10 protein-coding genes are annotated in these 13,857 nt (G+C 50.7%); 8 read left to right on the top strand and 2 right to left on the bottom strand.

Annotated features, from left to right (window positions below; translation table 11 throughout):
• The first annotated feature begins 7 nt into the window (after window positions 1-7).
• The 4 genes from WC490_00050 to WC490_00035 are packed head-to-tail and all read left to right on the top strand — an operon-like array spanning window position 8 to window position 7,421.
• Window positions 8-3,907: an Ig-like domain-containing protein gene (locus WC490_00050; GenBank protein ID MFA5097008.1), complete on the top strand. Its 3,900-nt coding sequence runs from the start codon at window positions 8-10 to the stop codon at window positions 3,905-3,907.
• On the top strand, window positions 3,904-5,367 hold the full coding sequence (locus WC490_00045) for a PorV/PorQ family protein (protein ID MFA5097007.1): 1,464 nt from the start codon (window positions 3,904-3,906) through the stop codon (window positions 5,365-5,367). Before WC490_00050 ends, WC490_00045 begins: the two co-directional genes overlap by 4 nt.
• A gap of 12 nt (window positions 5,368-5,379) precedes the next feature.
• Window positions 5,380-7,053, top strand: coding sequence for an AAA family ATPase (locus tag WC490_00040; GenBank protein MFA5097006.1), 1,674 nt, complete (start codon window positions 5,380-5,382; stop codon window positions 7,051-7,053).
• The gene (locus WC490_00035) at window positions 7,050-7,421 is read left to right on the top strand and encodes a response regulator (GenBank protein MFA5097005.1); all 372 of its coding nucleotides are present in this window, start codon (window positions 7,050-7,052) and stop codon (window positions 7,419-7,421) included. The genes WC490_00040 and WC490_00035 overlap by 4 nt, the downstream gene beginning before the upstream one ends.
• Here WC490_00035 and WC490_00030 read toward each other — a convergent pair.
• Window positions 7,418-8,650 carry an Nramp family divalent metal transporter gene (locus tag WC490_00030; GenBank protein ID MFA5097004.1) on the bottom strand — a complete coding sequence of 411 codons (1,233 nt, stop codon included), beginning with the start codon at window positions 8,648-8,650 and terminating at the stop codon, window positions 7,418-7,420. The two genes, WC490_00035 and WC490_00030, sit on opposite strands and share 4 nt — an antisense overlap.
• A 131-nt stretch (window positions 8,651-8,781) precedes the next feature.
• Here WC490_00030 and miaB point away from each other — a divergent pair, with 131 nt between their 5' ends.
• The 4 genes from miaB to WC490_00010 are packed head-to-tail and all read left to right on the top strand — an operon-like array spanning window position 8,782 to window position 13,206.
• Window positions 8,782-10,026, top strand: coding sequence for a tRNA (N6-isopentenyl adenosine(37)-C2)-methylthiotransferase MiaB (miaB, locus tag WC490_00025; GenBank protein MFA5097003.1), 1,245 nt, complete (start codon window positions 8,782-8,784; stop codon window positions 10,024-10,026).
• A 27-nt stretch (window positions 10,027-10,053) separates the two neighbouring features.
• The gene (locus WC490_00020; GenBank protein MFA5097002.1) at window positions 10,054-11,007 is read left to right on the top strand and encodes a ribose-phosphate pyrophosphokinase; all 954 of its coding nucleotides are present in this window, start codon (window positions 10,054-10,056) and stop codon (window positions 11,005-11,007) included.
• A gap of 5 nt (window positions 11,008-11,012) precedes the next feature.
• Entirely contained in the window at window positions 11,013-12,290 is a 1,278-nt protein-coding gene (locus WC490_00015) for a homoserine dehydrogenase (GenBank protein MFA5097001.1), read from the top strand.
• 1 nt (window position 12,291) lies between these two features.
• On the top strand, window positions 12,292-13,206 hold the full coding sequence (locus WC490_00010) for a hypothetical protein (GenBank protein MFA5097000.1): 915 nt from the start codon (window positions 12,292-12,294) through the stop codon (window positions 13,204-13,206).
• 1 nt (window position 13,207) lies between these two features.
• Here the strand turns inward: WC490_00010 and WC490_00005 are convergent.
• On the bottom strand, window positions 13,208-13,857 hold a 650-nt coding region (locus WC490_00005; GenBank protein ID MFA5096999.1), incomplete at its 5' end, for a patatin-like phospholipase family protein.

Genomic DNA, 13,857 nt, shown 5'->3' with positions numbered 1-13,857 from the left:
GGAAGGTATGGAAAAATTTAAAATAGCTGTAATTTTGAAGAGGGGAAAGCATTTGTTGAAAGCGTGTAAGATCATCTTCTGCGGGATACTGGCTTCACTTGTGTTTGCCGCGCTGGCGCAATATGCCGGTGCTTTTTCTATCCAGACCGGGTACTATGTGGGCACCGGCTTCCCGAGGTCCATAACAGGAGTGGGATTTAGGCCGGACTTTATCATCATTAAGTCGGATACTACGGCAGGGCGCGCCATCTGGACAAGCTCGGCCATGCCGGCGGGACAATCGGCCAATTTTGAAACAGCGGCGCAAAATTTTTATGGAGCGGTCACTTCCATCGATATTGACGGATTCTCGATAGGCACTGATGTCACGGTCAATACCGCCAATGTCCGCTATACCTGGACGGCTTTTGGAGGCAGCGGCAGTTCGGACTTCAAGGTCGGCTCATACACGGGGGACGGCACAGACAGCCGCGACCTGAATATAGGAATTAACCAGCCGGATTTTGTGATCGTCAAGAGGGACGGGGCTTCTCTGGCGGTATGGAACTCTTCGGCGGTAGAAGCCGCAGATTCAACATATTACTTTACCACCGCTGTGCCTGCTGCCGACAGGATACAGGCCTTTACCTCAACGGGTTTTCAGCTCGGGAGCAATGTTGAAGTTAATGTGGCCGGGGATACTTATTACTATGTCGCTTTCAAAGCCTCCGCAGGTTCTATGAAGGTGGGAAGATATACAGGGACCGGGGTAGGGCACTCGGAGGGCGGGATCGGTTTTAAGCCCGATTTTGTTTTTGTCAGGCATGCTACGAATGTTGTGCCGGTATTCAGCACCAATGTCAATTACGGGGACGAGTCCAATTATTTTAACGCCGCGGCAAATCCCAGGGCCTGTATCTCCACTCTTGAGACGGACGGGTTCTTTGTGGGAAGCGCTGCCAATGTAAATACGAACGCCGTGGTATATCATTATGCGGCTTTTACGGGGGTCCCGGCGCCGTCGCCCACGGGCAGTTTTAAGATGGTGACGGGTTCTTATACGGGCAACGGTACAAGCCAGTCGATAACCGGTCTCGGGTTTTCCCCGTCCCTGCTAATGATAAAGAACGATTCCACGGGTGTGGCCGCGTTCACCCATACCTCGATGGGCGTCAACTCTACGGCCTATTTTTCTACTGCAACTGCCAATTTTGCTGAGGGAGTGACCGCTCTCAACAGCGATGGGTTCTCTGTGGGGTCAAGCACTGTAGTGAATGCTCTGGGCGTGGTCAACAGATATACTGCGTTTTACGGAGCCCCCTCCTCCAATTTTTATGTGGGGGCCTATACCGGGAACGGCCAGGATGACCGCTCGATAACGGGCCTCGGCTTTGAGCCGGACCTTGTGGTGGTAAAGAGTTCCGGGGCAGGTTTCGGGGTCTTAAGGACATCGTCAGCCACCGATGAATATTCCTCCTATTTTTCGGCTACAGCCGATACCAACACCAGGATAAAGGCGCTTGAAAGCGACGGCTTCCGTATAGGGACACATGCGGAGGTCAATACTGCCGCAACACTGTATTTCTTCTTTGCCTTTAAGAATACGGCCGGGGAATTCAAAGTAGGGGAGTACGATGGCGACGGGGAAAGCACCCGCTCTATAACAGGTCTTGGCTTCAGGCCCGGGATGGCCTGGATCAAACGGCGCGAAGCAAGCGCGGGAGTACTAAGGAACTCTACCGTTATGCCGGCGCCCGAACAATCGCAGTATTTTACCGCGGCTGCAAACGCTCTGGATAGGATCAAATCTCTTCAGGGCGATGGTTTTCAGGTCGGCAATGCCAACGAGGTAAACTCCGCTGCGCCCTCTGTCTATAGATATGCTGCCTGGAAGGCAACATCAAAGAGCCTGGGCTTTCATGTAGAGCCTGTTTCCAGCGAGGCGGGAGCTTCTATAGCGCCTTCTGTTACCGTGAAAGTGCTTGATGACCTTGGCAATATCGACCTTTCCGACAATTCCACTTCTGTAACTCTGGCGATAGGCTCTAACCCCGGAGGAGGAACACTTTCGGGTACCACTGTCCGAACGGTTTCGTCCGGGCTGGCGACATTTGCTGCGATAAGCATAGATAAGACAGGTTCAGGATACACTCTGGCCGCTTCAGCGTCAAGCCTTACGGGAGCAGCCTCCAATTCTTTTGCAATAACACCTTCTTCTCCTGCGGCGCTGAATTTTGTGACCAGGATACCGACTACTGCCGCGGGTGCGCTTATTACCCCGGAAGTTACAGTAAAAGACGCGCAGGGTAACCTTGTCACAACAGCCACTAATGAGGTAACGGTGTCAATAGCAAGCAATCCGGGCTCCTCAACGCTGTCCGGCACAGCGGTTAAAAGCGCTGCGGCTGGGATAGCCACTTTTGAAAGCCTGTCTTTGAATAAGACTGGAGCCGGCTATACCTTACAGGTCTCTTCTTCCGGTCTGACTTCTGCCACATCAGAGGCTTTTGACATAACCAACTCTTCGGCTTCTAAACTGGTCTTCTCTTCCCAGCCGCAGACATCGGAAGCAGGAGCTCTTATGACAGCGCCTGTGGTGCAAGTTCAGGACCCGTACGGCAACATTGTTGCCTCGGACAATACCACCACTGTTACGATCGCTATCCAGGACAATCCCTCTTCCGGAACACTGTCCGGTACTTTGACCAGGACTGCCACGGCGGGCGCGGCTTCTTTTACTGAGCTTTCGGTAGACAGGATGGGTTCGGGGTACAGCCTGGCAGCCTCGGCGCCTTATCTTACAGGAACAGTATCCTCGGCCTTTGATGTTACGACGGAGAGCACAGCTCCTTATGTGAGCGCGGTATCTCCGTCGGACGAGGCAAAGGGAGTTGAGCTTGACAGCAAGATCAATATTAGGTTCTCCAAACCGATGGACCGTACAACTGTTGAAAATTCTTATGTCCTTAAAGCGGTAAAGGATTACAGGGGAGAAACCATCGACACGACTTTGCCTGCTGCTTTTTCCTGGACTTCTGACAGCGCCCTTGAGGTGACCCCGGGCAGCGCTCTTAACAACAATTACACTTACCGGTCCACTATCTCCAAAGAGGCAAAGAGCAAGACAGGACTGAACTTTGCCGAAGATGTATCTTACAGCTTTTCGGCTGTTTCCAGCAAGACAAGGACCAACGTTTTTCTTGCCACGGACGATAAGACCAAGCTCACTATTCCGGCGGATGCTTTGGACCAGGATTTTTACGCAAGAATAAGCATGGATCCCCAGACCAGCCCGATCTATACCAATACCTCCAAGATAACTGCTGCGTCGGCAAAGTTGAGCGCGGAGCAGGGGGCTCCCAAGACCCTGGTGGACAATTCCCTTAGAGAATTCGTGCTTTTTGATTCTCTCAACAGGAGGATAACGGCAGGGCTGAGTTCCGAAGCAACTGTACAGATACCATATGTTGATTCAAACGACGACGGGATAGTGGATGGGACGGGCATCAGGGCTTCCACGCTGCGCCTGTCCAGGCTGGACGAGACCAACGGCCTCTGGGTCCTTTATCCGGGGTCCGTGGTGGATACAACGAATAAAACGGTTGCAGCTCCCGTAAATTCGCTGTCAACTTTTTCGCTTGTGGCTTTAACTTCGGACCTGAGCGGGGTATTTACCTTCCCCAATCCATTTAAGACCGGTTCGGGCCACACTCAGATCACTTTCAGCAGCATTGCCACAGATTGCACCATAAGGATCTTTACTATCAAAGGAGAACTGGTAAAGACCATAACGGTGTCCGGCGGCAACGGCCAGTATGTTTGGGATGTCAAGAACGATGCGGGAGAGAATGTAATGTCAGGGCTTTATGTCTATCTTGTCAACAGCTCGACCGATTCTAAGACCGGGAAGCTGGTGATCATAAGATGAGAAAATACACCGCGCCCATAACAAGAATAGCAGCCTTTGCTCTAGCGGCTCTGTTCACAGCGTCTTTATTTCCTGCGCCTTCCCTTGCAGGGGTAGGCGGCTCTTATGGACTGGAATTTTTGAAGTTGTACGGCGGCAGCAGGCCTCTTGCAATGGGCGAGGCTTATACTGCGGTGGCTGACGATACCTCCTCCATCATATTTAACCCGGCGGGCCTTAATTTTGTGAACGCCTTTCAAATCCAGGCGATGTCAAACCAGTGGTTTTCGGGCATCAGCCAGAGAATGGCTCTTGCCGCATTTCCGATAGGCTTTGGGGTACTGGGAATCGGCTATACCGATCTTAATTCCGGGGATATACAGGGCTACAGCAATACGGGTACGGCAGAGGCGGTCTTTTCGACGGCGTCAAATGCGATAATAGTTTCATACGCGTCAAAATTCAGGGAAGACCTGTTTTACGGCGTTTCAATAAAAGGGATCTCGGAAAAGCTGGAAAGCTTTACCGGCTCATCCTTTGGCGCCGACCTGGGCATCAAGTATATAATGAATAGCGACCTGCATCTTGGGGCTTCGGTACTGAACCTTGGTCCGGGGCTCAAGTTTGATCAGGAAACGACCCCTTTGCCCATCACGATAAGGGGCGGCGCTTCTTACAACGCTAAAATATTTGAAAAGGATCTCAAACTGGCAGCGGACGTTGTCCTGTATTCCGACAGCAATAAGTTCAATCTTGGTGCAGAATATAAACCTCACGAGATCCTTGCGCTGCGGGCCGGCCTTTACGGCAGCAATCTGCGTGCCGGCGCAGGCCTGACCACTAAACCTGTAGTGATAGATTACTCTTTTGCCCCGGATGCGAATTTGGGAGCGACCCATCAGATCAGCCTTACCTTTTTCCTGCAGGGGGAGGATCCCATCAAAAAGTCCATTGTCGAGAACCTGGCGCAGGCAAAAGCATATTACAAGGCCAGCGATTATTCCAATGCCATTGTCAAATATGAAAGGGTCCTTCAACTGGAACCTCTTAACGAAGAAGCAAAGAGCGGCCTCGTAAAATCGCAGCAGGAACTAAACCTTACCACATACAGGTTCATTGCCCTTCGCCAGAAAACAGAAATGGAAGAGTTCACAAAAGAAATGCTCCAGAAGGGCAAGGCTTTTATGGGCCAGGGCAGATATTCTGATGCAGTTATCGTATATTCTGAGATATTGAAGGTTGATCCTACAAATATGGAGGTTCTGCGGCAGCAGGACCAGGCAAGGGCCAGACTCCAGGAAAGGCTGAATGCCAAGAACAAACTGGAATCAAAGGAAGATGTGGCTGAGGCCATGAAGCATATCTCCCTGTCGCAATTTGAGGCTGCGAGGGAACGGCTGGCCAGCGCCCTGTCAAAGGACCCCGAGAACAGGCAGGCGATAGACCTTATGTCCAAGATCAAGTTCCTGGAAAAAAACTAAGGAAAGGCAGTTATGGACACTTTGCTTTACAAGCTGAGGATAGGGGCCGCGGGGATGATCGTGCTTTTGGCTCTGTCATCTTTTTGCCTGGCCTCGAGCGTTGACGACCTGTATGATGAAGCAACCAGCAGATATCTGCTCGGGGATGTAAGCGGAGCCCTTTCTACCCTGCAAAAAATGCTGGTGGTAGAGCCGGGCAATTCAAAGGCTCTCGGACTTATGAGGCAGATAAAAAAGGAAACATCCGGTACTGCCGAAGAACCGGCTCCTAAAGCAGAAGCTCCCGCCGCAACAGCCCCTCCTGTAACGAGGGAGCGTCCTGCAAGAGAAATTCCGGCGGCAAGGCCTGTTGACAGACCTTCGGCAAAAACCGCGGAGCAGAACGAGATAACTTTGGCGGCGCAGTCCGCTCTTGCGGCAGCCAGAGGATATATCTCTGCCGGACAGTATGAGGAGGCAAGGGGCGAACTGAACACGGTCCTAAGGCTTATGCCGGGTCACAAAGAGGCAACATTAAAGCTGCAGGAAATAGATGCTGTAATAAAACAGAAGCTGAGCACAAGGACAGCCCGATGGAACATGCTTTTTTATCTGGCCATAGCCTTTGGCGTTTTGTCTTTATCGGGTTTTATCTTCTACTATCTGGCATCCAGCACCGACTTCTTGTCCGGTTTTGCCAAAAAGTTCAAGAAAAAAGCCCATATGTGCCCGGAATGCGGCAAAAAGAACCCGTCCAGGGCAGAGTTCTGCATCTATTGCGGTACCAGGATGAAGGTAACTCTGCTGACAGGAAAGCAGGCGGAGTGGTTTGCCAAGTTCAACTGGAAAAAGAACCCTTTCAGCCTCAGCGTGATACCAGATACATTTTCGGGCCATAAGGCAGAGATAGCGATGATAATGCAGAAAATAAATTCTAAAGCAGGCCATGTGCTGATAGTCGGCGGCCTTGGCACAGGGAAAAGCACGCTTCTCAGATACATAGAGACCAACCTTCAGGACCCGTTCAATCCAATATATATAATGAGGCCGCCCGAGCAGAACGGCGACGCTATCAATCTGATAGCCTCAACTCTGGCGGGGAAAACCAACAGGACCCATAAGTATTCGCTTATGGACCTGCAGGCGCTTTGCGAAAAGCACAAGGACAAAGTGCTCATAATACTTGTTGACGAGGCTCACGAATGCAACGAGGATTTTGAACAGTTCCTCAGGTCGCTGGGGGATTTCCAGAATGTGTATCTTGTTTTTGCCGGCATCTCGCAGACAAGAGAAAAATTCAAGAGGGACATGCCCGCCCTGTTTGACAGGATAGTGGAAACTATCTGGCTGGGTTCTCTTAACCATGAGGAAGTCAAAGAGCTTATTCAAAAGAGGATCGTCGATGCCGGAGGTGCCGGCATCACGCCGTTCACAGGGGCCGCGATAGACGAAATATACAGTTTGAGTTCGGGCATACCAAGGGGAGTTCTCAAGATCTGTGACTGGATCATTACTGAGGCAGTGGAAAAGAATTACACCATGATAGACAAAGACCAGGTGGCGCTGTACAAGGCTTTCCTTGCATCAGGAGGAGTGGAAAAGGAGATCGAAGCCCAAAAGATAGCAGATCCGGAACCTAAGCAGGAGCCGGGCAAGCCTGCGCTTGCTGTTGCGCCTTCTGTTGCGGAACAGGGGGGAGCCAAATGACGGATATACTTGTCGTTGATGATGATAAAAATTTGTCCTGTCTTTTGCAGGAATACCTGAAGTCCGTCAATTACTCCAGCGAGGTGGTCAACAGCGGAGAAGATGCGCTTTCGTTCTTGAGCAAAACGATGCCCCGCATGGTACTGCTTGACATAATGCTACCAATTGTGGACGGATACGAAGTTTGCAGAAAAATAAGGGCGGACGAAAAGACCAGATCGCTTCCCGTTGTTTTTATGACGGCGCTCGATGTGCCCAGGCTAATAGAAAAGTGCTATAAAGCGGGGGGAAATGATGTTGTCATGAAACCCCTGGACCACGCTGACCTGCTCGGCAAGATAAAAAAACACATCTCTGCCAACAACTAGACCTTTCCAAAAAACACCATTCCAAGATATACTGCCGCTACTATTATGATGCCTGATACCGAGATAAGGGCGATTATGTTCAAAATAGGGCCGTTTGCGTACTTTCCCATCAGCCCTTTCTTGTTGGCCAGAAGCAGTATGAAGACCAGCAGTACCGGCGTGATGAGCCCTGCCACGACCTGAGCGGTAATGATGAGAGGGAATATCGGGATGCCGGGGATCAATATGAATAAGGCTCCCAGCACTATGAGGGAGGTAAAGATCCTGTAAAATGCCGGCGCATCTTCGGGGCTTTTGTTAAGCCCGTTCTCAAAACCAAAAGCCTCGCACACCGCATAAGCCGTTGTCAGCGGCAGAAGAAAGGATGCAAGGATCGCCGAGGCAAGAAGCCCGACGGCAAACAGTATAAAGGCGAACTCTCCCGCCAGAGGGCGCAGCGCCATGGCGGCGTCCGAAATGTCGTTTATGATAATGCCGTTCTTAAATAGAGTTGCCGCGCAGGCGGTAATTATGAAGAACGATATTACATAACCGGACAGGAAAGAACTGAGCCAGACCTCCCAGCGCACAAAGGAAAGGTTCTTTTTTGTAAGCCCCTTGTCCACTATCATCGATTGTATAAAGAACAGCATCCACGGGGCAATAGTGGTTCCTACAAAAGCGACCATCAGCATAAGGTAGGCTCCGTCCATTTGGACGGAAGGGATAAAGGTCTGTTTTATGACCTGTCCCCAGTCGGGCCCCGCCAGTATGGCCGCTCCGATATAGCTTAGAACGACCAGGGAAATGATGAGAAGACCTCTTTCGACTATCTTATAGGTGCCTTTGCTGACAAGATACCAGATCACAAAGCACACAAGCGGTACAAAGATGTATCTTGAGATGCCGAACATTTCGATCCCGCCTGCAAGCCCGCCAAAATTGGACACAATGGTCGCTATGTTGGCTATGCACAGGCAAAGAGCAGAAAAAGCCGCCCACCTTAGCCCGAAATTCTCCCTTATAAGGTCCATCAGCCCTTTGCCTGTAACGAGCCCCATTCTCGCGCAGATGTCGAGTATCACAGTAAGGCCCACGGTTATTATGAGCAGCACCCACAGAAAGCTGTACCCGAAATGGGCCCCTGCGGCAGAATTGCTTGCTATTCCGCCGACATCGTTATTGCCGATGGCCGTTAAAAGGCCGGGCCCTATAAGCGAAAAGAATAAAAATATCCTTGCTAGTTTCAATAAAATCCTCCCAAAAGACCGCAAAAAGCCTATGTCAATTATATCGGCTTTAAAGGGCGAACACAACGCAAACTTTCGGGTGTTTTTGGAGGCAGTTTGTTTTGACCGTGCTCTGCGCTACAATTGAATGGATGGAACACTATTTTATAAAAACCTTCGGTTGTCAAATGAACGAGAACGATTCCGAAATAATGGCGGGGACCCTGGAAGGCCTCGGGCTTTTGCCGACCTCTGATTACCGCCAGGCGGATGTCATCCTTGTCAACACCTGCTCCGTCAGGGATACCGCCGAAAGAAAAGCCGCAGGCTTTATACAGTTGTTAACGCATCTTAAGTCCAAAAAACCCGGCATTTTGATCGGGATAGTGGGCTGCATGGCGCAGCGGCTGGGGGATGATCTTCTAAAGAAATACCGTTTTGTGGATTTTGTGCTGGGGCCGGGGGAGGAGACAGGATTGGGTGCGGTCATATCGGGTAGGTGCGGGTCGCGACCCGAACCTACGCACACATCTATTATAAAACGCAAGCCATCCGTCCGCGCGTGGATAAAGGTGATGGAAGGCTGCGACAATTTTTGTTCGTTCTGCATCGTTCCCTATGTGAGAGGAAGAGAAAAAAGCAGGCCTGTTGAGGATGTGATAGGGGAGATGGAGGCTCTTGATAAAAGCATCTACAAAGAGGTCATGCTTCTGGGGCAGAATGTTAATTCTTATCAGTACGGCTTTAACGATCTGCTAAAAAAATCAGCACAAGTAAAAGGACTTTTAAAAATAAGGTTCATGACCTCCCATCCAAAGGATATGAGCCCGGAAATAATAGAGACCGTGGCACAGAATAAAAAGCTCTGCAAGTCTTTTCATCTTCCCCTTCAAAGCGGAGATGACGAGGTTCTCAAAAGAATGAACAGAGGATACACACGGGAAGATTACAGGCGGCTTGTTGCAGCGGTGCGAAAAACTATCCCCGAAGCGAGTGTAACCTCGGACATTATAGCGGGCTTTCCAGGAGAAACAGAAGAACAGTTCCGCAACACCCTTGATCTTATCGAAGAGCTTGAGCTGGATTCGGTCATTACAGCCGCCTACGATCTGCGTCCGGGAACCGCGGCCCAAAAGATGGATGGGCAGGTCCCTGCGCAGGAAAAGGGTAAAAGGCTTTCAAGGCTTATTGAAACAGTTGAAAGAACAGCTCTAAAAAAGAATAAGACGCTGGAAGGCAAAACGCTCGAAGTTCTTGTTGAAGAAAAAGGCTTTGGAAGGACCGATACGAACAAGATCGTGCGGTTTAAAGCCAGCGTTCCCAGGATTGGGGAGCTTGTCCGGGTCAGGATAGAGCGGGCTGCCTCGTGGGTGTTGAATGGATCGCTTGATAACTGATATAATGAGACCGCCAAGGAGGGAATAATGACAAGCGCTAAGAACGACATGATGATGCTCTTTTCCGGGACCTCGACACCGCAGCTGGCCGGCGACATTGCGGATTACCTTGGGATCCACCTCGGAGAGCTGCTTATTTCCAAGTTCGCCTGCGGCGAAATATACTGCAGGATCAAGGACAATGTTAGGGGAAGATCTGTCTTTATCGTTCAGACTGCCACCCAGCAGGTGAACGAGGACATGATGGAACTATTTGTCCTGATAGACGCCTTTAAGAGGGCTTCTGCCAGGAGCATAACTGCTGTGGTGCCTCATCTTCCGTATGCAAGGCAGGACAGAAAAGCGGCTTCCAGAGAACCGATCTCTGCCAAACTGATGGCCGACCTGCTTACAACGGCCGGAGTCGACAGAGTGATAACGCTGGACCTTCACTCGGACCAGATACAGGGATTCTTCAATATTCCAGTGGACAATCTGACATCCCTGCCGCTTTTTGCCAGTTATATTAAGAACAAGAACCTGAAAGACCCTGTCATTGTGGCCCCCGATACAGGCAGGGCCAAGACCTCAAAAAAACTGGCGGACAGGATAGGCGCTCCGCTTGCAATAATCCACAAACAGCGTCCCGAGCACAACAAGGCCGAGGTGGTGCATGTGGTGGGAGATGTCAAAGGCAAAACGGCCGTAATAGTTGATGACATGATAGATACCGCCGGGACCGCAACCATGGGAGTTAAGGCCCTTCTTGCTATGGGAGCGGAAAAAGATGTCTATATGATGGCAACGCATCCTTTGCTTTCGGGCCCTGCGGTGGAAAGGCTTAGCAAAGCCGGGCTTAAAGAGGTGGTTGTAAGCGATTCTATCCCCGTGCCAAAAGAAAAGCAGTTTGCAGCCCTAAAAACGCTCTCTATCGCGCCGCTTTTTGGCGAGACCATCAAGCGCGCCTACGACAATCTGTCTATAAGCAGTTTGTTCGACTAAGAATAATGAATAAACCGGTCAAAATAGGCCTGCTGGGATTTGGCACCGTCGGCTGTGGGATTGCCGAGGTCCTGGCGGATAACGCAGATATTATCAGCGGGAAGGCAGGCTGCCGTATTGAGATCGGCAAAATTGCTGACCCGGACCTTGAGAGGCAGCGCAGCGTCAAAGTTGATAAAAAACTTCTCACCGCTAACGCCCAGGATGTTATCAGCGATACCTCAATAAGCATAATTGCCGAAGCCATAGGCGGGGTAGATCCGGCGCTCAAGTACATACTGTCTTCCATCGAAGCCGGAAAGCATGTGGTAACCTCAAACAAAGAAGTAGTAGCCAAACACCTGAGGCAGATCAACGAGGCCGCGCGCAATAAAGGCGTCAAGGTGCTTTTTGAGGCCTCGGTCGGCGGGGCTATCCCGATACTGGCGGCACTGAGAAGATCCCTTGCCGCAAATGAGATAACCGATGTCTACGGCATTGTGAACGGCACCACCAACTTTATCCTTTCAAAAATGACCGGCGAAAAACGCGAGTTTGGCGATGTGTTAAAAGAAGCGCAGAAGAAAGGATTTGCAGAATCCGATCCCAAGAACGATATTGAGGGATATGACGCATCCTACAAGGCTGCCATTCTGGCAAGCCTGGCCTTTGGCGTTGAGGTGAACTGGCAGGAAGTTAAATTTGAAGGCATCTCAAAGATCTCGCTGGAAGATATTAAATATGCTTCCGAGATAGGCTATGTGATAAAACTGCTTGCCATTGCAAAAAAGACCGGGGACTCTGTTGATGTCAGGGTGCACCCGGCTCTTGTCCCTGCTGAGCACCCGCTGGCTTCGGTCAGAGACCAGTTCAATGCCATATATGTTAAAGGCAATGCCATGGGAGCCTCCATGTTCTACGGAGAAGGGGCGGGGGCAAGGCCCACGGCATCCGCTATGATCTCGGATATGATCGAAATTTGCGACAGCGGCTCAAGGGCGTATTACCCGGCGCTCAAAAAAACGCGCATTAAAAGCCTTGACGAAGCCTCTTCAAGATACTACATTAGATTAAAGGCAAAGGACATGCCGGGGGTCTTGGCAGCGGTCTCGGGCATCTTTGCCGAAAAAAAGGTCAGTATACAGGCGGCGCTGCAAAAGGAGACCGTGGGCAGCGTGGCGACCGTTGTGATAATAGTCCATACGGTAGCGGAAAGGGACTTCAAAAAATCGATGGAGCTGATAGCCGGGCTGCCCCATGTTATAGAGGTCTGCAATACAATAAGAGTGGGAATGGAGCAATAAAATGATGGGAATAATGTCTCCGCTTATGAAAAAGGTCGTGGAGGAGGGATCCTCATATCCGTCGCCGTCCGAAAAGGTCAAGGTGAGCAAGGCGATAGGAAGATACAAACTGATGGAGGCCGTTGACAAATGGAAGAGCAATCTTGATGATATCAGGTTCGCCATAGCGGACCTGCTTTTGTCAAAGGCAACGGAACAGGACTACAGGGAGGCTCTGGGCTATTACAATCTCATCATCAAGCGCACAAAGAACAAGGTCCTTAAGGCAAGGGCCGAGATAGGCAGGGCGGAACTGGCCCTCATGGGCATAGACAGGATCGGCCTTGATGCGGCGATCAAGCTTTGTAAGGACGGGGCAAAACTGCTCAGACAGAACCTCTCTGATTTTTTTGTGAGCAAGGCGGTAGCGGTTGAGGCGGAACTGCTGGTCAAAAAAGGCGGAAAGGCGGCGATCCGCCAGGCTTCAAAACTGTTTTCCAAGATAATCGGGAAAAGGAACGCGAGCTCATATTTCCGCGCAAGGTCCATGGTCGGTAAAGCTGAGCTTATATTGTATTTTGGCACCGATGTTCTGAGCAAGGGGATCAAGCTTTGCGACGAAGCGATAAAACTGCTTATGCAGAGGCCTTCCGATTATTTTAACCTCAAGGCCAGGCTGATAAAGGCCGAACTGCTTCTTAGGCGCGGCAGTTCTTCCGACCTCCTAAAAGCGGAGGACCTTTGCGAATCCGTGATCTCTTCTTCCCTGTCCCACAAAGACCTGATCGCCAGGGCCAAGCTGGTTTTGGCGGAGCTTTCCAAAAAGGAAAGGGCCAAGGTCCTGTTCGAGGATGTCTTAAGCGAAGAGAATGTGGACCCTTACATCATAGAAAAAGCAAAACAGATACAGAAGGCCGTCAAAGAGAGGTTCAACTAGGCTACAGGGCGGCTTTTTTAAGTTCGGGCAGCATGGCCAGGGCGGCTTCTTCTCCAAGGCGGAGCAGTTTTTCGGATTTGTCCAGCTCAAGAGAGGTTATCTTTTCTTTAACCGGCCTTATCAGGACATCGCAGGACTGCTTTTGCCCCAGGATAAAAAGGTCAAGCGCTCTGTCAAAGATCTCCAGCACATTATTAATATTGTCCCCGTAATTGATGTCCGGTATCACATTTACTCCGATCACAATGTCGGCTCCCATCTTCTTGACCACATCGCAGGGGAGATTGTTCTTTAGGCAGCCGTCCACCAGAAGGTCATCCTCGTGCTTTACGGGGATATACATCCAGGGGAAGGTGCAGCTGGCCCGCACCGCTTTTTCCACGGGGCCCTTGTTCAAAATAAGCTCCTTTCCGGTCTTAAGGTCTGTTGTCACGGCGGCAAACGGGATCTCGAGGTCCGCAAAGGTCTTTTTCCCTATCTGGCTTACCACAAAGGATTCTATCTCCTCGCTTGAGACCAGGCCGGATTTTGAAAGCACTATCCTGAAAAAATGCTTCCATTTGATCTTGGTGGCTATCTCCAGCAAGGTCGTTATATTGACCCCGCCGGCGTAAAGAGAACCTATAAGGGCCCCCGCGCTGGTGCCGGCTA

The organism is Candidatus Margulisiibacteriota bacterium (assembly GCA_041650635.1).
Taxonomy (GTDB): Bacteria; Margulisbacteria; WOR-1; order JAKLHX01; family JBAZKV01; genus JBAZKV01.
The sequence above is the reverse complement of the archived record's forward strand: the minus strand, read 5'-3'. Positions and strand labels throughout refer to the sequence as shown.

Coding starts and splice junctions, on each gene's coding strand:
- WC490_00040 (MFA5097006.1), top strand. CDS start 5,380: ATGGACACTTTGCTTTACAAGCTGAGGATAGGGGCCGCGGGGATGATC.
- miaB (MFA5097003.1), top strand. CDS start 8,782: ATGGAACACTATTTTATAAAAACCTTCGGTTGTCAAATGAACGAGAAC.
- WC490_00035 (MFA5097005.1), top strand. CDS start 7,050: ATGACGGATATACTTGTCGTTGATGATGATAAAAATTTGTCCTGTCTT.
- WC490_00050 (MFA5097008.1), top strand. CDS start 8: ATGGAAAAATTTAAAATAGCTGTAATTTTGAAGAGGGGAAAGCATTTG.
- WC490_00015 (MFA5097001.1), top strand. CDS start 11,013: ATGAATAAACCGGTCAAAATAGGCCTGCTGGGATTTGGCACCGTCGGC.
- WC490_00010 (MFA5097000.1), top strand. CDS start 12,292: ATGATGGGAATAATGTCTCCGCTTATGAAAAAGGTCGTGGAGGAGGGA.
- WC490_00020 (MFA5097002.1), top strand. CDS start 10,054: ATGACAAGCGCTAAGAACGACATGATGATGCTCTTTTCCGGGACCTCG.
- WC490_00045 (MFA5097007.1), top strand. CDS start 3,904: ATGAGAAAATACACCGCGCCCATAACAAGAATAGCAGCCTTTGCTCTA.